Annotated in this window: 18 protein-coding genes; 4 read left to right on the top strand and 14 right to left on the bottom strand. The window is 44.7% G+C overall.

The genetic code is table 11. The features are described from left to right. Positions 1–3: 3 nt before the first annotated feature. Positions 4–411, top strand: a complete 408-nt coding sequence (locus tag ACLWBD_RS01370; protein WP_063206103.1) for an OsmC family protein — start codon at positions 4–6, stop codon at positions 409–411. A gap of 1 nt (position 412) precedes the next feature. Here the strand turns inward: ACLWBD_RS01370 and pbpC are convergent, their stop codons facing one another. Both pbpC and ACLWBD_RS01360 read right to left on the bottom strand, forming a co-directional pair. Further along, entirely contained in the window at positions 413–2,434 is a 2,022-nt protein-coding gene (gene pbpC / locus ACLWBD_RS01365; RefSeq protein WP_413569271.1) for a penicillin-binding protein 1C, read from the bottom strand. Then, positions 2,431–7,881 (bottom strand): alpha-2-macroglobulin family protein, encoded by a 5,451-nt coding sequence (locus ACLWBD_RS01360; protein WP_413569270.1) that lies wholly within the window; start codon positions 7,879–7,881, stop codon positions 2,431–2,433. The genes pbpC and ACLWBD_RS01360 overlap by 4 nt, the downstream gene beginning before the upstream one ends. Positions 7,882–8,069: 188 nt before the next feature. On the opposite strand from ACLWBD_RS01360, the gene ACLWBD_RS01355 reads away from it, so the two are divergent. Further along, the gene (locus tag ACLWBD_RS01355; RefSeq protein ID WP_301335613.1) at positions 8,070–8,192 is read left to right on the top strand and encodes a hypothetical protein; all 123 of its coding nucleotides are present in this window, start codon (positions 8,070–8,072) and stop codon (positions 8,190–8,192) included. A gap of 61 nt (positions 8,193–8,253) precedes the next feature. Continuing rightward, positions 8,254–8,835 (top strand): superoxide dismutase family protein, encoded by a 582-nt coding sequence (locus ACLWBD_RS01350; RefSeq protein WP_063206101.1) that lies wholly within the window; start codon positions 8,254–8,256, stop codon positions 8,833–8,835. 8 nt (positions 8,836–8,843) lie between these two features. On the opposite strand, the gene ACLWBD_RS01345 is transcribed toward ACLWBD_RS01350, so the two are convergent. Genes ACLWBD_RS01345 through ACLWBD_RS01335 form a run of 3 tightly spaced genes read right to left on the bottom strand, consistent with a single transcriptional unit; the run spans position 8,844 to position 11,114 of the window. Next, positions 8,844–9,824, bottom strand: a complete 981-nt coding sequence (locus ACLWBD_RS01345) for a fumarylacetoacetate hydrolase family protein (protein WP_413569269.1) — start codon at positions 9,822–9,824, stop codon at positions 8,844–8,846. 9 nt (positions 9,825–9,833) lie between these two features. Beyond that, positions 9,834–10,379, bottom strand: coding sequence for an outer membrane beta-barrel protein (locus tag ACLWBD_RS01340; RefSeq protein WP_413569268.1), 546 nt, complete (start codon positions 10,377–10,379; stop codon positions 9,834–9,836). 57 nt (positions 10,380–10,436) lie between these two features. Then, positions 10,437–11,114 (bottom strand): hypothetical protein, encoded by a 678-nt coding sequence (locus ACLWBD_RS01335; protein ID WP_413569267.1) that lies wholly within the window; start codon positions 11,112–11,114, stop codon positions 10,437–10,439. Positions 11,115–11,227: 113 nt separating this feature from the next. Between ACLWBD_RS01335 and maiA the strand changes: the two genes are divergently transcribed. Then, positions 11,228–11,887 (top strand): maleylacetoacetate isomerase, encoded by a 660-nt coding sequence (gene maiA / locus ACLWBD_RS01330; RefSeq protein WP_413569266.1) that lies wholly within the window; start codon positions 11,228–11,230, stop codon positions 11,885–11,887. 313 nt (positions 11,888–12,200) lie between these two features. Here the strand turns inward: maiA and ACLWBD_RS01325 are convergent, their stop codons facing one another. The 9 genes from ACLWBD_RS01325 to ACLWBD_RS01285 all read right to left on the bottom strand — a co-directional run bounded on the left by ACLWBD_RS01325 (position 12,201) and on the right by ACLWBD_RS01285 (position 20,012). After that, complete coding sequence (locus ACLWBD_RS01325; RefSeq protein ID WP_413569265.1) at positions 12,201–13,079, bottom strand: protoheme IX farnesyltransferase; 879 nt, start codon at positions 13,077–13,079, stop codon at positions 12,201–12,203. A gap of 4 nt (positions 13,080–13,083) precedes the next feature. Then, a complete protein-coding gene (locus ACLWBD_RS01320; protein WP_063206095.1) occupies positions 13,084–13,419 on the bottom strand; it encodes a cytochrome C oxidase subunit IV family protein in 336 nt (111 codons plus the stop codon). A gap of 6 nt (positions 13,420–13,425) precedes the next feature. Continuing rightward, on the bottom strand, positions 13,426–14,094 hold the full coding sequence (locus tag ACLWBD_RS01315; RefSeq protein WP_063206094.1) for a cytochrome c oxidase subunit 3 family protein: 669 nt from the start codon (positions 14,092–14,094) through the stop codon (positions 13,426–13,428). Continuing rightward, positions 14,081–15,691 carry a cytochrome c oxidase subunit I gene (gene ctaD / locus ACLWBD_RS01310; RefSeq protein ID WP_413569264.1) on the bottom strand — a complete coding sequence of 537 codons (1,611 nt, stop codon included), beginning with the start codon at positions 15,689–15,691 and terminating at the stop codon, positions 14,081–14,083. Before ctaD ends, ACLWBD_RS01315 begins: the two co-directional genes overlap by 14 nt. Positions 15,692–15,702: 11 nt before the next feature. After that, positions 15,703–16,659 (bottom strand): cytochrome c oxidase subunit II, encoded by a 957-nt coding sequence (coxB, locus tag ACLWBD_RS01305; protein WP_413569263.1) that lies wholly within the window; start codon positions 16,657–16,659, stop codon positions 15,703–15,705. A gap of 6 nt (positions 16,660–16,665) precedes the next feature. After that, positions 16,666–17,505, bottom strand: coding sequence for an SCO family protein (locus tag ACLWBD_RS01300; RefSeq protein WP_413569262.1), 840 nt, complete (start codon positions 17,503–17,505; stop codon positions 16,666–16,668). A 50-nt stretch (positions 17,506–17,555) separates the two neighbouring features. Further along, positions 17,556–18,092, bottom strand: coding sequence for a c-type cytochrome (locus ACLWBD_RS01295; RefSeq protein WP_413569261.1), 537 nt, complete (start codon positions 18,090–18,092; stop codon positions 17,556–17,558). A gap of 136 nt (positions 18,093–18,228) precedes the next feature. Continuing rightward, positions 18,229–19,014 carry an alpha/beta fold hydrolase gene (locus ACLWBD_RS01290; protein ID WP_413569260.1) on the bottom strand — a complete coding sequence of 262 codons (786 nt, stop codon included), beginning with the start codon at positions 19,012–19,014 and terminating at the stop codon, positions 18,229–18,231. Beyond that, positions 19,011–20,012: an alpha/beta hydrolase gene (locus ACLWBD_RS01285; RefSeq protein WP_413569259.1), complete on the bottom strand. Its 1,002-nt coding sequence runs from the start codon at positions 20,010–20,012 to the stop codon at positions 19,011–19,013. The genes ACLWBD_RS01290 and ACLWBD_RS01285 overlap by 4 nt, the downstream gene beginning before the upstream one ends. Positions 20,013–20,032 lie beyond the last annotated feature (20 nt).

The following is a 20,032-nucleotide window of genomic DNA, read 5'->3' as shown; positions in this document are numbered from 1 at the left end:
CACATGGTAAAAATGGAAGCCCATTATCAAGGCGAAAAACATTGTGAACTGACGCATGTTCCTTCTGGAGCCCGCATCGGCACAGACGCCCCGAAAGATAATAATGGGAAAGGGGAACTTTTCTCCCCAACAGATCTTTTAGGCGCAGCGACTGGATCTTGCATGCTCACCGTAATGGCGATTGCCGCAGAAAAAGACGGTGTTGAGCTGAAAGGTTCACGCGTCACCGTAGAAAAAGAAATGGCTTTGAACCCTCGTCGCGTGGCCAAGTTGCACATTGTTTTACATCTTCCACAAAGTGTTCCGCACGATTATCGCAAGAAATTAGAAGACATCGCTTTAAATTGCCCCGTTAAGCTGAGCTTGCACCCGGATTTGCAAACTCCCATTTTATTCCACTACGACATGTAATTTACTTCACTAGAACTTGCACTTTTTGCGCAAGCTTCTGGTTTTGATAAAGTTCAAAAGTGTGACGTCCGGCTTCGGGCGTCCACAATACTGACTTACTTCCAGTGACCTTTTTGCCGTTGATTCTCCACTGCAATCTTTCGGGATGTGACCCCTCTGCCAATAAGGGCATTTTCTGATGAGTTATCGGAATTGCCGGGTCTAAGGCCATAATCATCCCATCTTGAGGATATACAATGCGAGCTTGAGGATATTTTTCAGGTGCGATCGCCGTAGTGCTTGCCAAAACAGAGCCTTCAGAAATTTTTGGCGACGGATAGTTTGTCTCTAAAAACGCTATCACTTTTTTCCAAATCGGTGCGGCCCCGGTAACTCCCATCACATTCCACATGGGTTCACCTGAAAAGTTTCCGACCCAAACACCGACCGTGAAACGAGAATTATATCCGATGCACCAATTATCTCGCATGTCTTTACTTGTTCCCGTCTTAACCGAAGCCCTTTGAGTTGAAAGCGCAGAATCTAATCCGAATCCCAAGGCGCGGTTTTCATTCTGCGCCAAAATGAAAGACACTTCCTGAGCTGTTTTTGTTTTAAAAACCTGTCTTGCTTCCGGTTCGGGATCATTAGAGGTAAAGCGCAAATCAGTGTATATGCCGTTGTTGGCCAAAGTCCGGTACGCTTGCGTCAGATCTTCGAGTGTCACGTCGGCGACACCTAATGCCAACGCAGGTCCATAGTGTTCAGGCTCTTTGAGATTTTTAAATCCCAAAGATTGAAGACGAGTCCAAAAGCTTTCGTCATTCAGAAGTTTGAAAACTTTCACCGCCGGAACATTTAAAGAAGAGGCCAACGCTGTTTTAACCTGCACCCAGCCATAGAACTGCTTATCATGATTTTGCGGTTTATAAATGCCTCTCTCAAAAACGATGTCGACCGCTGAATCCTCGATCCATGAATGGGGCGTTAAAATATTATTTTCAAAGGCCGTGGCATAAAGGAAAGGTTTCAATGTAGATCCTGCCTGACGATAGGCACGAACACCGTCGACATATCTCTTATCTGAAATGCCACTTCCACCTACGTAAGCCCAAACATTACCGGTGGCATTTTCGATCACCAGAACGGCGGCATCATTCACGTTCTGTTCTTGTAAATTCAGAATCTGCGACTTGACCACTTCTTGAGTGTAGGTTTGAACATCAAGGTGGACGGTGGATTTAACTTCGCCACTAGTAAAGCGTGGACTCAATCTTTGCGCTAAGTGCAAAGCCAAATTTTGCTGTGATGGCTCTAAAGTTTTTTTCGAAAGCTCCGCAATAAAGCCGGGAAACTCAGAACACAATGAGGGCTCTTGCCAGCAGGCGCGATTTTTCCAATCTTTCACGCTGGCATTGGGTGCCCGGACTAACACGGCCAACGCGACCGCTTCTTTCAGAGTCAATCCAGTAGGTGATTTGTCGAACAAAGACCACGAAGACGCAGCGACACCCCGGTATTCACCACGAAGAGGAATCAGATTAAGGTAAGCTTCGAGTATTTCTTTTTTGGACCAGAATCGTTCCAGTTGGTAGGCCGCTATTATTTGCCGAAGCTTGCCTGTCATTCCCGAATACTTCACGCGCTCTGGAGTGATCAGCTTTAAAAGCTGCATGGTGATTGTGCTTCCTCCGCGGGAAGAACCCTTAAATAATCTTTGATACACACTTGCCATCAGTGACGAGAATGAAACCCCTGAGTGTTCATGGAAAAATCGGTCTTCCGATTTCAAAATTTCGGAAGTTAAAACCGGCGAAACATCGGCCAGTGCCGTCCACTGAAAACTTCGATTGTCTTTGTTTTTACGCCACTGATGTAAAAGTTTTCCCTCATGGCTAAGAATGTACAAATCCGAGCTTTGATATTGCGTTTTAACCTGATCGTACGAACGCAATACGGGAAGAGAATTATAAAAATAGATTCCACTTCCCAAAGTGAGCAAAGCTGTTGAAAGAGCCCCTGCGGTTAAAAACTTTTTCGTCACTCTTGAACCACCCACTGGCTTTCTGGAAGCTCGGCAAAGATATCAGGACTGTACATCGCTTCAACTCGGCTTGCAGGAAGCTTATACGTGCCTGCCTGGTTAAAACGAATTGTGTATTCTAAGTTCTCTTCACCGTTAAACCATGCTTGATAGAATCGCACCAGCTCTTCTTTTCTTTCAACGGCTGTAGCCCAAGAACTTTGCAAAAGACTGCTGCTTGCTGGGATGGGATCTTCAATAACCACCCAAGTTTGTGGTGCCGAGGCTTTTACTTTAAGCTGGATCTTTGCTACGTCCCCGACGCTCCATACACCTTTTTTCTTTTGTTCCACAGGTGTCACAGTTTTTTCCACATTAAATCCTGCAAAAAGAGGTTTCGTGACCGGGGTTGAAACTTTGGCAGAAACCGTAATCCAGGGCTTGCCCTCACCTTTTTGCTGCCACTGAACCTCGGATTCTTTTTTATTCCAGGGAAGAACCAAGACGCCGGCACTTCCTTTATTCCAATCATAAGAAGTTTTCTTACCTTCTAATTCTGCTTCGAAAACCCCCTGAACTTTTTCTTTTGAGTAAGCCGCTTGAATTTTGCGCATGACTAAACTTCCCCAAGCATTGTCTGTGGTTAGCATCCAAGCACCATGGGTTTGGCGGGCCAAAACACCTTGATAAAGGCGAGGGGTATCACTTTTCCATTTTTCGGAAGTTAAAGTGGCAAGGATCAAGCGCAGGATCGAGCTTTCTGAATCCCGCATCAACCAAGACATAGATTCACGATTTTCTTCTTTCAATTGAAGCCTTTTCGCTGAAAAGCTGAAACGACTGCGTAAAAGATTTTCTAAATCCGAAATTTTCTTATCTCGTTGAGGAATGTCTTTTTCCCACAAGTGAATCTGATACCATTCGACCATAGTATAAAGCGGCCATTGATTGGGTTGATAATCAATGCTCGTTAAAAGATCCAAATTCAATCGACGATAACGGGATAAAGATTCAAAAGCTGAAATCTTCTTCAAAGTCTCATCACTGCGGCTGAAACCTTCATCCTCTTTCAGACGTCCTTCCGCATAGGCAGACAACGCATCTAAAAGGCGGCCTTCAGTCTCTTCTCCCAAGCTGAATCCTGATTCGTGTGCGATGTTTAATACGTATGACGTCAGAATCACGCTTCCGCGAGCGTGCGACGTTGGGAAGTATTTTAAAAGACCTTCCTCTGATAGATAAGTCGGCAGTTGAGAAGATAACTTTGCCCACAGCTTTTTGTCGTTCGTCGAAACCGCGCGAGAAATCTGCTGCTCTAAGCAATTATAGTCATAGTTTTTCCAGAAATCCTTAATACCTTCGAAAGAACCGTCCAGAGTTGCGCTTGTCTCGATGACAATCGAACTTTTTTCAAGTTCCGCATCCGCAGGCTGCTTCAAGGAAAGTTTTGTAAATTCCGGCCAAGCACCCCACTCACTTTGGTAAATTCTTGGCTCACGCAAACTAAGAATTTTTTGTATCTTTTTAACTTCGTCTAAAACCTTACCTTGAGTATTCCGTGCCGTCATCACGTACTCTAGAGTTCCAATCGAAGGAACTTTTATTTTCCACTGCACTTCTTTCGATTCACCTGCCGCCAGTTTCAATTTCTGGGACGAAAATGACTCTGTTAGCGGAAGAACTTTTAAGCTTAACTGCAAATCTTGAGTTTGGGCCGAGGCATTTCTCACAGTGAACCCCGCTAAGAATTGATCGCCTTCACGGACCACTGTCGACAAGCCCGGCATGATGATAAGATCTTGAGAAGATTGAATGGACGTAAAGCCCGTTCCAAATTGATCTTGGCCTTGTAATGCGATGGCCACGATCCTAAAGCTAGTCGTTGAATCATTAAGAGGAACCTCCACCTTCGCTTCACCTTGAGCATTTAGAGTGATGGACGGATTCCAATAAAGAAGTGTATCGAAGAGCTCTCGTCTTAAAGCTCCGCCGCCGTCACCGCCGATAGGCAATGCCTTCAAACCGAAATGACGTTTGCCGATCACAAAAGTTTGAGATGTGGCTGTTTGCAAAGTATGAGCACGCATCTTCATCATCGCTTTCAATAAGTCCCAAGAATTATTGTCGCGAAGTTCAAGCAGACCTTCATCCACGGCAACTAAAGCCACTTCGCCTTGCGCTGCAGGTTTTCCATTGGCGTCTTTTACCTGGACACGCACTTGGGCTTTATCGCGGGCCTTATAGGATTTGCGATCCGTAGTAACATCGACTTTTAAAGAATAATCCTTCCAGCCTACTTTGATATTAGTCATCCCTAACTTGAACGCCGGCTTTCCTAAATCAACTAGCGCCGTGGGTTTGGGATCATTCAAACGTCCACGAATGGCAAAAGCAGAAACCACCACATTGGGTGCGTAATCCTTTTTTATAGGAAGACGAATCACTGGGTTTTCGCCTTTAACCTCCACAACCTCAGAGTAAAGAACTGAGTCACGTTCTACGGTTACCAGAACCTTCGCCGTCGGGAATGGAGTTCGCAACTGAAACTCAGCCGTTTCACCAGGCTCGTAAGCCTTTTTAAATGGAATCAGATCTGCACGATCGTTGTCGTTTGAGCCAAACCATTGAGTTTCACCTGGAGCCACGATCCATTGATTTACATTTGCCAGCGCTTCTTTGCCATTGGCATCTTTGGTCGATACAACGGCTAAAACCGAGCCCGTGACTTTGGTTTTACCTGCACAGCTATAAATGCCTTTGTCATTTGTTTCACCACGACAAAGTTCGCCAATCTTTTTAAATTCTCTAAAATCTTCATAGGCGTAAAATCCACCCACCAAGCGCTTTCGATGTGAATAGTACTGACTTGTGTAAAGGTCGACTTGGACTTTCTGCTTTTTTAATGGTCTTTGCTGTAAATCCAATGCAACAACATCGAACTCTACGAGATTCGGGGCCGCCCACCACGACTTCGCTTTAATCCCCAGAATCACTGACGATGGCCACATCCCGAAAGAACGAATGGCCGTCTGAATTTCGCCGTTGGGGTCTTTAAACTCCACTTCAGTACGAAGGCGTTGAGGTCCGCCTCCATATTTCAAATTTTTAACATGGACTTCAGTGCTTCCTTGCGGATTGAGTTTAAAATCAATGACGCCACTTTGCGGAATATGCCGTGCACCTTCATCTTCTCCACTACGGAAAAGACCTTCTTTAACCGAGCCATTGGCGAAAGAAAATTCTTGGAAGTCATCATCTGCCGGCAAGAAGGTGTCGGGCTCAACACTCCAACGCATCTTCATGGGAAGACCCGCAGCGGGACCACCGGAAAAATATGTTCCACTGACCTGAACAGGGACCTGTGATTCTAAAACATAATTTGGCTGCGAGCTTGATAGACGAACCTGTAAGAGTGGCACGCGAAAACTCTCGACAGAAAATTCACCTATAGACATTGAGATTAACGGTGTCTCTTTTTCTGCTATCATTGTCCAACGGCCCATTTTTACCGCCGCAGGAATGCTCCATTTTACCAAGGCGGTCCCGTTCTTTTTATTCCATTTCAAAGGAAGCTTGAAAGATTGCAGACCTGAATCATGTGAAAGAACCAAAGTCGTTGGCCACTCTTTTTCCATCGGCATTGATAAACCGGACTGATTTGGTTTTCTAATAACGATTTTCGAGGACAATGTTTCTTCGGGTTTAAACAAGGTGCGATCCAAGATGGCATGGGCGATCAAAGGTGATGAAGAACTGTTATATCCAAGCTGAAAACGCCAAGACTCAATACCTCGATCCCAAGATGAATGCGTGAAAGCAAAGTCATCGCCTTTTTCAGCGACCGCAAAAAAACCGTCGTTATAGTAAGAATCGTATTTCGGATTGGTCGGAAAAGATTTTTTAAATTTGAAGTAAGCAAGCCCCTTCGAATCTGTTTTACTTTCAGCCACGACATTACCGTAAATATCGAATATTCGCACTGTGGTCTGAGGCACAACTTGAGTATTTTTAAGCTCTGTGACCCACACCCAGGCCTCATCCCCTGAATGTTTAATATGTGTCGCTAGATTAGTTACTAAGGCTGCCGTTCTTACGAAGAAGGGGGCCTTTCTGTCCAAAAGGCTTTGGCCTAAAAGGGCACTTTGCATTTCAATGACATAAAAACCTTTTTTCTTCAGCGGGATTCCAACAACTTCCATGTCAGAGGCCTTCAGCGGTTTCTGAACTTGGATTTTTTCGACGGCGGCTTTACCTGCTAGAACCAATGAGGTTTCGCCCGTGGGCTCCTTTTGAATTTTATTAAGGTTTGCAATCACCTCTTTGAACTGGAGTGCAGATAGCTGCCCTGTCCACCCTAAAAATTTTGTCTGAAGACCTTTTTCAACACGACGTAACGTCACTGGCAACATCGCTTGTTCTGCTTCAATAACTCCAAAATCGGAAGCAAATTTTAATAGCGAAGGATCTTCCCCAGTTTTTATCGTCAAAGGGAACTGCGACTTATTGGTCAGCGATCTTCCATCTTCATCTTTGATATCCGCAGGAATCACTAATTGAAATTGAGAGTTTTGTGGGAACGGACCTTTGAAATTTAAATATCCTACGCGCTCTTTTTCTGCGGTACCTTCAAGACTCGATGCGAATATTTTCTTCTTTTCTTTAGTCTCAATATAAATTCTTTTAGCATCTGCCACCGCAATCGAAGCGTTGAATGTCACGCTCATACCCAAAAGAGGAATACATGGTTTCCCTGGGGCTTCTCTTTCACAAGAAAATTGAGCTTTAAAAGCCTCCGACACAGTAAATTCAAATGTCTCTTCTTCAGGTGACGAATATCCCGCCAGTGACTGAATACCTTTACCCCAGATAAAGCTGACTTTTGCTCCAGCTGGAAAACTGCGTGGGGCCTTTACCACGATGAATTCACCTTTAAAGCTGTCTTTTTCATATTTGTATTCGTCTTCTGCAGAAGCTTTAATTTTTTTTGCTTCACTTTCAGAAACGATCTCAGCAGGAATGCGATCCCCCAGGCCTTCAACAACGAAGTACGCTCCGGAAGAAACGCTTTCTTTTTTCACGGGCGCATCTAACACCACGACGAAATTTTGCTGAGGATCGATATTCCGATACACGCGCGGAAAAATTTCTGTCACGTGAGGACCGCCGGTATTGAACTGAAAGCTTTGCCCTGCCACTTCGATTGCGCACGCGCTTCCACCTGGAAGAGGTTTTTTAAAATCGAAAACCCAGTTTTTGGTATCGATCCATCGGCCCTGACCATCCTTAAAGCATTCGCTGCGGGCCGGAGCATCAAGTTTGATTTCTCCAAAGCGCACCATAGGTTGCTTGAATTCTATTCGTACCTGATCAACAGACTTTACAAAACCTTGGGGGGTCACGGTTTTGATCTGAATTTTTTCTTGAGCATAAGAAGACGAAATGAGTGAAGTCAGAATCAGGAAGAACATAAAAACTCCTATCGTCTAAGCTTCCTTGGGTGGACTAAGCACTGTCACTCGATGATGCCCTCGGTTATATCGGACCTAGACTCTCGTATTGAAACATCTAGAGGTTTTATCTATGCCTGCATTAGCAAATATCTATTGGAGACGGCTTTTATGCTTGTGAGATAATTAACGTATTAAGGGAGGTCTTTATGACCACACTCGCAACAAGAGCCCTTCTAGCTAATAAAATTCGCGTGGGACGCGTGGTTCTTTTCATTTACCTTACGACTTTCACTTTTGTCGGACTTCTGACTTACTTCGCCAATAGATAAATGACATTTTAATCTGCGCAGGTAAAAATGCTCCTGTAGAACTTTGCAAAGGAGAACCTCGATGAAAAAAATATTACTCGTAGCACCCGTTGCTTTGATATTTGCCGGCTGTAGCTTGTTTCAAAAAAAGACTTCAGATTCAACAACTTCCAAGACCTCAGAACAAACGTCGTCTCAAGACGCCGCGGTCTTGGCTCCAACAAGAGCCCAAGCTGTCCTCAAGGCTTCTCACGACTCAAAAGTAAAAGGGATTATTCATTTTACCGAAGATGGAAACCTGAAAATCGAAACGATGGCGGAAGGTTTAAAGCCCGGCCCTCATGGATTTCATATTCACGAAGTAGGTGATTGTTCTAAAGGTGATTTCTCTTCAGCTGGCGGCCACTTTAATCCGACTCAGGCGCATCACGGCGCTGCAGATTCTAAGCATCGTCACGCAGGCGATTTAGGAAATTTGATGGCGAACAACAAAGGTAAAGCCAATGTGACCATGACGGTAGAAGGACTGACATTAAAGCCAGGGCCTAACAGCATCATTGGGAAATCTGTCATCATTCACAAAGACAAAGATGATTTGAAATCTCAACCCGCTGGAAACTCAGGTCCACGCATCGCATGTGGAGTTATTGAGGCTGTAAAATAAGTGAAGGCTTAAACAGCCTTCACCCTTTGAGAAATTTTTCCGAAGATACTTTGACCTTGAGCATCCGACATCTGCATTTCAATAGTGTCGCCTGCTTTCATAAACGGCGTCTTGATGGCGCCGTTTTCAATTTGTTCAATCATTCGCTTTTCAGCTAAGCAGCTTGAACCACTAGCGTGATCATCGTTTGAAACAGTTCCACTACCGATCACGGTTCCCGCCGCCAAATTGCGTGTCTTTGCGGCGTGCGCAATCAACTGACCGAAATGGAAGTGCATGGCACCAGCATTCGCTTTTCCGAAAAACTGACCATTGTAAGTCACGTTCAACGGCAAATGAACCCGACCGCCTTTATAGGCTTCACCCAACTCATCCGCTGTCACTGCAAACGGAGAAAGCGCTGAAGCGGGCTTACTTTGGAAGAAACCAAAACCGCCTGCGAGCTCTTCAGGAATCAAACCGCGTAAAGACACGTCGTTAATCAAAACAAACAGACGGATGTACTTTAAAGCCTCATCCGGAGTGACGCCCATTGGAACAAAATCTGTAACCACACCCACTTCGCCTTCAAAGTCAGTTCCATGAGCGAAATCACGCTGCGGAATATCTTCGGTCGGCGCTAGGAACTGACCACACTCCCCTTGATACATCAAAGGAACTGTTTCCAGTGTTTCAGGCAAAGCCGCTTTACGAGCCATGCGAACGAGTTTGATGTGATAGATAAAAGCAGAGCCGTCAGCAAAAAGCCATGTGCGTGGAAGCGCTGAATGAAAATCGCTTTCCTTTACAGGAAAAGCATTCGCGGCTTTCCCTTCATTCAAATCCGTATAAAGCTTCTGCAAAGAAGCTTCTTTGTCTTTCCACGACTCCAGCGCTTCTCGCAAATTTGGAGCAATATGTGTTGCTTTGACGGCCGTTTTTAAGTCACGGCTGACAACACACAGTTCACCATCTTTACTTAGCGCTGATTTTAAAGAACCCAGTTTCACGATTTATCCTTAGTCAAAAGTGATCTGCAAGTTTGCACCAACAGCACGATAATCTTTCAAACCATCAGCCACTTCGCCACTTGCTGATTCATAATACAATGCAATTCCAAAATCAGGAGCAAACTTGAAGCTTGCGCCAATCAAAAGAGGAATCAGCGGAGACTTAACTCCAGTCACATTTCCAATGTCAGCATTCTTATCCAAGTTCATACCCAAAGAAACACCGGCAAACACACCTGCGTACTCTTCAAATTTGTACATAAGAGCTACAGGGATATCTAAGTAGTTCATCGTCACTTTATTTTCTGGAGGACCATCGACCGTCAAAGGCCTTTGTGTGTAAAGCAGACCCGTTCTTAGGTGCAAAGGACCTGAAATCGGAAAGTGCGCTGTTGCTCCGAATTGGAATCCCATCTGTGAGCTCGTAGACGCTCCTGAATCCACATCGCCAGATTGGCTACGAATACCAACTTCTAATCCGTAATCGATGTCGGCCAACGCTGAAGAGGACATCAATCCCACAACTATCATCAATGAAAGAGCTAACTTTTTCATCCTTAAATCCTCCTAAAATCTTCTTTTCGAAGTGGGAAAATCCTCCCACAACTTTATTTATTTATCAAAACACCACACAGCATTCAGCGCCATCTCATTTATAGCCGTATTCGAGGACACTTCGCTGTGCTCCAAAGCTAAATGATGAGGCTCCACCGTCCCGCGAGCGGCCAAAACGATAAGGATTAGTGGAAGCAAGATACGTAGAGATGCCTCCAAAGTCGAACCTCTTTGCGGAGAATACTCATCCTTCCACTCACCAAATTTAAGACTTTTAATCAGCATATAGCCTAAGCTAAATAACAAAATCGTAATTACGATGAAGATCCAAGTTTGATTCGGTTGAAGTCCTTGCGCTTGCTCGATAAAGACTTGCGGATGCCAAGACATGTATTCTTCAAAACGCATGCGGCGCCCATGGCGAGCAAAGTAAAAGAAATCAATGAAGCTCATTACGCAGATCAAAAACCAAATGACCGTAAAATAGCTTTTGTAAAAGACGAACATTCCACGTGGCCATTTCTCTGTTACGGCTTGAATTAACAAGAAGAAATAAAGTGGAATAAATAAAAAACCAAAGATCAAAAGATCAAATCTTAAACCCGCAACGAAAGATTGAAGAACTTCCGTAAAAGGCACCTCTGCCGTCGCATGAAAAACGGAGAGGAAATATAAATTCATGCGGAACAAAGTCATGAAAACGATCATGGCTAAAGCCAGCATGCATAATTTCAAGAAAACTTTTGTGGAAAAACGCAGTGAAAAGATAAATCTATTAGGCACCGAAAAGTCCTTTGACTGATCTAAAAATCGGGAATGAAATAAGCCATCTCACTAGGAGTAAGTATATGTCCTCAATGACACTTTACAACTACTTTCGAAGTTCCACCTCTTACCGTGTTCGTCTGGCTTTGAATGTGAAAGGCCTGGATTTCGAATACAAACCGATCAATCTTTTGAAGGCGGAACAAAGATCCGAAGCGTATTTAAAGATCAATCCTTTAGGTGGTCTACCAACCTTGGTTCACGGCGGAAAAAACATTCCTGAGTCCTTCGCGATCATGGAATACCTGGATGAGGTGTTTCCAGAGCCCGCACTCTTCCCCAAAGATGCTTACCTAAAAGCCCGCGTTCGCCAAGTCTGTGAAGTGATCAATTCTTTTATGCACCCTATGTGCAACCTAAAGACCTTAAATTATCTAGAAAAAACTCACGGCTACGATCAAACCAAAAAGGAAGAATGGGCCGGATTCTGGTTGCCTCAAGGACTTGAGACTTTAGAAAAAACTTTGCAGGAATTTTCTGGTACTTACAGTTTCGGCGACACGATCACCATGGCGGATTTGTTCCTAGTGCCACAGCTACTTACTTGCCAACGCTTCAAGGTCGACATCACAAAGTACCCAACACTGATGAAGATCAACGAAAACTGCAAGAAACTTCCCGCGTTTGAAAAGGCTCACCCCTTCAAACAAATCGATACGCCTGACGAATTCAAAAACAAATAGGCTTCAAAAATGCAAAAGAGGATCTCGCCTTCGCTAGATCCTCTTTTTTAGACTCCTTTGTCCGTTACCTTTCAAAGGAGTCCGATATGCGTAACCAAACCTTACGTACTATTCGGAAGATCTTAAAAGTTACTAAAGCTTTTTTGATAGTAGTTCTGCTCTTGCTAACTATTATCGCGCAGCTTAAGTCTTTGTAGGTGTCTCTATTTGAAGCGTTCCCAACGGTACAAGTGACTAAAGAACCAAGGTCGGGACTTAAAATCCAACGCGGCAAAAGAAGTCACGGATGAGGCCCTCTAGCGAAGGCACTTCTTTAATTGGAATGAATGAACAGGAAGTTCCATTTATCGATCACCGGAATCACGATGAAGACCAGCATCGAAACATTCAGCCACATAAAGAAAGCCAACCAGCGCTCTGTGCCGTTTGATTTATAGTAGCGATAGAATTCCTGCAGAACCTTAAAGCAGAACGGGAACGTCAAAAGAACGAACATCCAACTGGCATGCACGAACATCGGTGCCGCTAAAGCCACACCCACATAAACGAAAGTATAAAGACCGATTTGGAAAAGAGTGCGTTCCATCCCTAGTGCCACTGGCAAAGTCGGAACTCCTCCAGCCGCATAATCGTCTTTGAACTTAATCGCCAAAACCCAGAAGTGCGGCATCTGCCACAAGAACATAATCAAGAATAGATACAGTGACTCGGGATTGAAGATGTCAGGATTGGCGACGGCATAACCAATCGTCACCGGCAATGCTCCGGGAATGGCACCTGGAACTGCGGCATAAACCCAGCGGCGCTTCCAGTACATGGTGTATGCGACATTGTATAAGAAAACACAAACCAAGCCCACCCAACCTGCAACAGGCTCAAGGGTGAACAAGAAATTCAAACCAACAACTAAGAAACTGACTGCCAAAATCCCTGCTGCTGCTGGTTTAATTTTTCCAGCCGCAATCGGACGCTTGGATGTGCGAGGCATCTTTTGATCCAGTTTCCACTCTTGAACTTGGTTTAAAGCCAAAGATCCGGAAGCCAGGAAGTAAATGCCCAACAGAGTTTCTAAGAACTCTTTCCAGCTAAATGTTTGTTCGATTTGAAAACCAGTGGCATAGCCGGCTAATCCCGCAAGAACCGAGAAGACGACTATGCCAAATTTGGTAAGATCGGCGAATGTTCTTAGCACGATCTTATAGAGGACTTACCTCAGTCACACGTGTTGCGATATCAACAACGCTGAAGAGGAGAAGAACTACTAGGAAGAAGAAACCAGACGCGAAAATAGCGCGATTCATGTTTGTGTCGTCTTTCAAGTGCATGAAGTACAACAAAACCAGAGCCGCTTTCACCGCCGCGATAGCAAACGCAACGAAAGCTGCGAAAGCACCAAGCTGAGCGTTGAATTGATGCGCGATCACGGTCAAGAAAGTCAAACCAAACAAAGCGCCGCCCACTTTAAGGTAAGTGGACATCGGCGTGATGTGTGGATGCAAAACATTTGGATCGTTTTGAGTGTTGCTAGCCATTTTTAATTACCCCACCAAATATAGAAGAGGGAACAAGAAGATCCAGATCAAGTCGACGATGTGCCAGAAGATTCCAACACCTTCTACTGGGATCCAGTATTGAGAGTGGAAATCGCCGCGAATCGTACGAATCAACAACCAAGCGATCAAGCCCATACCGATCAACACGTGAAGACCGTGAAGACCTGTCATGCAGTAGTAGAAACCGAAGTACATACCAAGGTTTGCGTGTTCTGCACCGACTTTCGCTACATCCAAGAAACGGCCTGGGTAAAGACCCAAGTGGAACTTATGGCTGTATTCGAAGTACTTGATACACATGAAGATCGCACCGCAAAGGATCGTCGTTGCCAAAGCAATCGCCGCCTTCTTCTGTTCATTTCTTTGCACGTAAGAGATCGAGATCGCCATTGTGAAAGAAGAGAAGATCAGAACCAGCGTATTAACGAATCCCATTCTCCAGTCCAAAGTTTTCGCACCTTCGGCGAACATCTCAGGATAGATATTGTGGAAAATCGCGTAACCAACCAAGATCGCCCCGAACATCAGGATCTCAGTTACCATGAACAACCAAATACCCTGCTTACCGCTATCGTATTCTTGTTCCGCTGTTTTAAAGTGGTGAGATACGTGAGCTGAACGGACTCCGCCGTGTGTAGTGCTATCTGTACTCATAAGGCCCCGCTGTTACAATTGGTTCAACTGCAAAGTTATCGTGTGGAGGAGGAGACGACGTCTGCCATTCCAAAGTTTTTGAGTTCCAAGGATTCATAGAAGCTTTTGGACCTTTTCTGATACCTTGAACGATCGCGTATAGACCGAACAAGAAACCAGTCAGGATCAACCAAGACCCTACTGTAGAAACTTTGTTTAAAGTTTCATACGCTGGGATGTAATCGAAATAACGACGTGGCATACCCATCGCGCCCAAGATGAATTGAGGGAAGAACGTCACGTTGAAACCGATGAAGATGAATACGAAAGAAAGGCGAGCCAAGTTTTCGTTGAACATCTTTCCGAACATTTTTGGGAACCAGTAGTAGAAACCACCCATCAACGCCATCAAAGTACCACCCACCATCACGTAGTGGAAATGCGCCACTACGAAATAAGTATCGTGGAAGTGAACGTCGATTGGAAGAGTCGCAAGCATGATACCTGTCACACCACCGATAGCGAACAAGAACAAGAAGCCCAATGCGAACAACATCGGAGAATCAAAAGAGATGGAACCTTTGTAAAGTGTCGCAACCCAGTTGAACATCTTGATCGCCGTTGGAACCCCAACCAGCATCGTCAAGAATGAGAAGATGATACCCGCAGTTTCAGACTGACCAGATACGAACATGTGGTGACCCCAAACGAAGAAGGACACCGCTGCGATACCTAGTGAAGAGTAAGCAATCGCCGTATAACCGAAGATCACTTTGCGAGAGAACGTTGTGATCAATTCAGACACAACACCCATCGCTGGGATGATCATGATGTAAACCGCTGGATGCGAATAGAACCAGAAGAAGTGTTGGAACAAGACCGGGTCACCACCTAGTGCCGGATCAAAGATACCCACACCGAATAGTTTTTCTGCTGCCAACAACAACAAAGTGATCGCAAGCACTGGAGTTGCCAACATTTGCAGGATCGCTGTTGAGTAAAGAGCCCATACAAACAATGGCATTCTGTGCATTGTCATGCCAGGAGCTCTTAGTTTATGCACTGTCACGATGAAGTTCAAACCCGTAAGAACTGAAGACATACCCATGATGAACGCACCCAAAACCATCATCACTGTCGCAGTGCCAGTTCTGATTGAGTATGGAGTATAGAACGTCCAACCAGTGTCGATTTTATTAAAGAAGAAAGTCAAAACAGCCAAAGCCGCACCCGCCATGAAGCAGTACCAGCTTGCCAAGTTGATTTTCGGGAAAGCCACGTCCTTTGCACCCAAGTGAAGAGGCAAGAAGAAGTTACCCAAGATCGCCGGGATACCAGGAACGATAACCATGAAGACCATGATCGCGCCGTGATAAGTAAGGACTTGGTTGTAAACGTCTCCGTTTTTCAAAACTTGTCCTACGTTCGCCGTCACGTTTGGAGCAAAAAGTTCCAAACGAAGAAGCAAGGCCATAACCCCGCCCACGAAGAAGAAGAACATAACAGAGATCATGTACATAAGACCGATACGTTTATGGTCAACAGTCGTTAACCAAGACCATAGGCCTTTTTCAAAATTAATGTAGTTGTCACCGTGATGAGCTGATTTTGTAGCCATAGGTGCGCTCCTTATTTCAATTCCTTGATGTACTCAACAAGTGCGCTGAGTTCATTTTCATTCAACTGACCCTGGAAGGTAGGCATAACACCTTTAGGGAAACCTTTAACGATGTGCTTGTTCGGCTCTAAGATAGATTCACGAATATAGTTTTCGTCGAATTTGATCTTTTCGCCATTGTCCATCTCTTCTTCATGACCAAATTTTTGGAACAAAGAAGGGCCCACTTTAGCAGCAGGAGAATCTACAGAGTGGCAAGAGGCACAAGCTTTAACGGCGAAAAGTTTTTCACCTTTTTTTGCTAGTGGAAGATTTCTTTCTTCCTGACCTTGTTCCAAGTAACGATCGAAATCTTCACGAGAAACAACTTTCAACTTACCGATCATGGCAGAGTGAGAAGTACCGCAGTACTCAGTACAGAAGATGTGGAAGTCACCCAATTTTTCAGCGCGGAACCACAAAGCTGTATAACGACCTGGAACCGCATCTTGTTTAATACGGAAAGAAGGTACGAAGAAAGAGTGGATCACATCGCTAGAAGTAAGAAGAATTTTGACGTCTTGACCGATAGGTACAACGACTTCATTCACAGTTTTATAACCGTTTTTGTATTCAACTTCCCAAGCCCATTGCTTACCTAATACGTTAATTTCTAACGCATTTTTCGGCATCGAACGCATGTTGTGATAAATGTACCAACCCCAAACAAACACCGCCAAGAAGATCACAAGTGGAATGAATGACCACAAGAACTCCAAGAAGGTGTTGTGAGAGATATAGGCTGTTTTATCGTTAGGAGTTTTACGTCTGTATTTCCAAACGAAATAAATCATCCCACCGATAACAAGAACGCAGGCGATGAAACTTGTAATCAGCAAGAAACCGTACAGATTGTCCACCTGCTTTGCAATCTCGGTCCCCTGCGTTGGCATGAAGGATTGGGCCTTCGCAATATTAAACCACATCATGTACCTTTATCTCCCCGCCGTCTTGTTCTTCGATCTGCGAGAGCGAATATAAAACGGCAATAACCATAATACCATCACCAGAACCATCACGGCCCCGCCGACTTTCATAAGATTGAAAGCCGCCAAAGTGTACTTGCTCTGATGTGGGTCATACTTAAAACAATAGAGCACTAAGTTGTCGACGATGCTTCCGATTTTACCTTCGGTCGCTTCATTCAAAGCCAACTTGATATCTTGAGGATTGAACATAATCCCCGGCAGATAGCGAGAGATTGTTCCGTCAGGCGTGATAATCACGGCCGCAGAAGCATGTGCCCATTCTTTCGCTGTCTCATCCCATTTAAATTTAAAACCTAAAGACTGAGTGATCGCCTGAACCGCAGACTCATCTGCCGTCACAAAGTGCCAGCCCGATGCTGCTTCAGGACGCTCATAAAGCTTGATGTAAGTCTCTTTTTTCTTCGCGGCCAAGTCGGGAGTTTCTTTTGAGTCAAAACTCATAGAAAGAATTTTGTACTTCTTCCCCACTGTCCAATTCTTATCCATCAATTTCAATGCGTCCGTAAGACCATTTAAATGGAAGTTACAAAGACCGGGACAAGAAAAATAAACCGGAGAAATAATCACCGGGTGTTTGCCATCAAAGAAAGATCCTAGAGTAACTTCCTGACCGTTGTCGTCTTTCACTTTTAAAGACAGGTCAATCTTGCCACCTAGTTTCTCGTCGATACCAACGCCCTCCAACTCTTTCGGTGCTTCACTTGCAACCTTTGGAGCTGGCTTGCCATCGTAAGCACGTGCGGTTGAAAACAAAACGAGAACGCTTGCAGAGAGCAGCATTCCCATTGTTTTCATTTTAAAAACACGTGCGTTCGTTAGCATTTATAAACCTTTAATTACTGTGCAGTTTTTGCGAACTCAGCAACTTTAGCAGGATCGTCTTTAGATTTATTTTGAGTGATAGAATCGATGTAGTGAACTAGAGCCCAACGATCTGCTGGCTTGAAGTGAGCGTAAGCAGCCATGGAAGTTCCTTTGATACCGACAGTAAGAACTTTGAAGTGGGAGATAGCGCCTTCACCTTGAGTCCATTTGCCTTCAACAAGGTTACGAGGTTTTGGATTCAAGCCCGCACCCGCAGCACCATCACCTTTACCTTCGTTACCGTGGCACATTGCACAGTTCGTCATGAATACTTTTTGGCCGTAAGCCACAAGCTCAGGAGAGGACACCCAAGGTTCTTTAACTTTAGTGATATCAAAGACTGGAGCCGCGCCCTCTGCTGCAGGAGCATTAGGATCGATTACGTTCTCAGCCAAATCGACACCTTTGTTGATAGCAACTAGGTAGAAGAAGAAAGCAAAGCAAAACGCCATTGAAAAGGCGAACGCAAGCAAACCGGCACGATTATACTCATCTCTATTTTCAGACATAGGTGGGCACTCCCTAGGAGACGCAAAATAGTTTTGTCACAATATTGTAATGTATTGTTCTAAGTATCTTAAAAGACTAAGGTCGGCAACTAATTAAGCCGACCCAGTCGAGGTTCTAATGATGCGACACTGGGCATCAAAGAGGATGAAACAAAAAGTTGCGGGTGATGCTCACAAACTTTTCAGGGGATTCGATGTTGGGACAGTGGCCCAAACCTTCGATAACTTGAAATTTTCCTCGCGAAAACAAAGAAGCCAGAGCCTCAGAATCCGACATCGGTAAAAGCTTGTCGTGCTCACCGTGAAGAACGAGCACTTCATTCTTAATTTTTTGAATTTCTTCGCGAATATCTAATCCATCTAGGGCTTGAAGAACCCAATGACCGACGGTTTTCACGGCGTGAAAAGCATCTTCTACCAAGACATCCTTAAAGAATTTCGACTCGGGATTATTATTATGAATCGTAGATCCTAGAACCACGCCCGTTAGATTTTTATCCTGCTTCATTTGTTCAAAAGCAGTGATCATGGAAGTGTCGAACGTCACACCTTGCGCACCCACGGAGTCCAGCAAAATCGCTTTTCCGAAAAGTTCTGGCGCTTTAGCCATCATTAAGGAAGCAATCAGTCCGCCTGTTGAATGACCCACCAAGTGAACCGGTCCCTTTTTTAGCGAGCGAACGACTTCAATGAAGTCTTCTGCAAAAAGATGCATGTTCACTTCATCAGAGCTTTTTGGAGGCGTGCTACCGCCACAACCGCGAAACTCGGCATAGATCAATGAGCCTTGATAGTTCTTACCTTGAGCTTCTTTCATCCAAATTTCTTCGGACGGCAACCACCAGCGATTTGAAGCCAGATTGCCGTGGATGAAGAAAACATCTTCAGGAACTAAGCCGGATTTTACCTCGACGTGAATCATTCGCGACCTACTTTGATATTTTCCTGTCCCGCACGAACTTCGCCACGGAAAGGATAACCTTCAAAGTCATCACCTTTATAAAGACGTTTATTGCCAGTCACGATCTCGTAAACCCAAGCTGCCGTGAAGTAAGGAACGGCCTCCACCATCTTGTGTTCAGAACCGTTGATGTAAAGACGGCTAGCACGCGCCTCTTCAGGAACGGCATCCCAGTACTCATCTAGCACACTTGTATTGATGTACTGATCTTGACGAGCAATCATCAAATGCAAAGCACGATTTGGAATTGTGTGAGTGAAATCAATCGGACGAGCCTTACGAATTCCTTGTACGAGGCGATAAGTTGCTTCGAGCTTAAATGGATTTTCCAGGACAATCGGTTCTGCCTGCGGATACGTGGCATAGACGATCTGATGGAGATAGTAATCATACAAATCATCATCCGACATTTTATTGAACGGGAAAATCTGACGAGTTGCCCAGATCTGCGCCTTAATCCAGTTGTCTGTTCCATCCAGGGGACGAGTGAAGGGCGCCATGAGCACCAAGTTCTTCACAAGAGTTGGATAAGCAGCGGCAAAGCCTGCGGCAATGCCGCCACCGTAAGACAGCCCAACTAAATTATAAGGGCCTTTAATTTTCATTTTCTCTAAAAGAGCCTTCAGATCCACGATCTGATCTTGATAGGGAATTGGTGCAAGGATCGGCGCATACTTTAAAAGAGTCTGACCTTGACCGATTGGATCGTAACGAAGAACACCAACGCCCTTCGCAACAAGATTGTCAGTGAAGTTATCCCATTGACGAGTGCTGTAAGTAAGACCATTGATCAAAATAACTGTCGGCTGTTTTGCTTCCGCAGGAACATAATCAACATAAAGTTCCTTCGTCGCCGAAAGCGCCACAAATCCTTTATAAGCTTTCGACTGAGCCACAGACTCCATCGAAACAAACAAAGCAGAGACCACTACAAAAACCGCTAACAAAACTGATTTCATAATTCCCCCAGAACAGTTTC

It is taken from the genome of Bdellovibrio sp. HCB117 (assembly GCF_047305915.1).
GTDB classification, from domain to species: domain Bacteria; phylum Bdellovibrionota; class Bdellovibrionia; order Bdellovibrionales; family Bdellovibrionaceae; genus Bdellovibrio; species Bdellovibrio bacteriovorus_B.
Note: the sequence above shows the minus strand (reverse complement) of the source record. Positions and strands in the feature narration are given on the sequence as shown.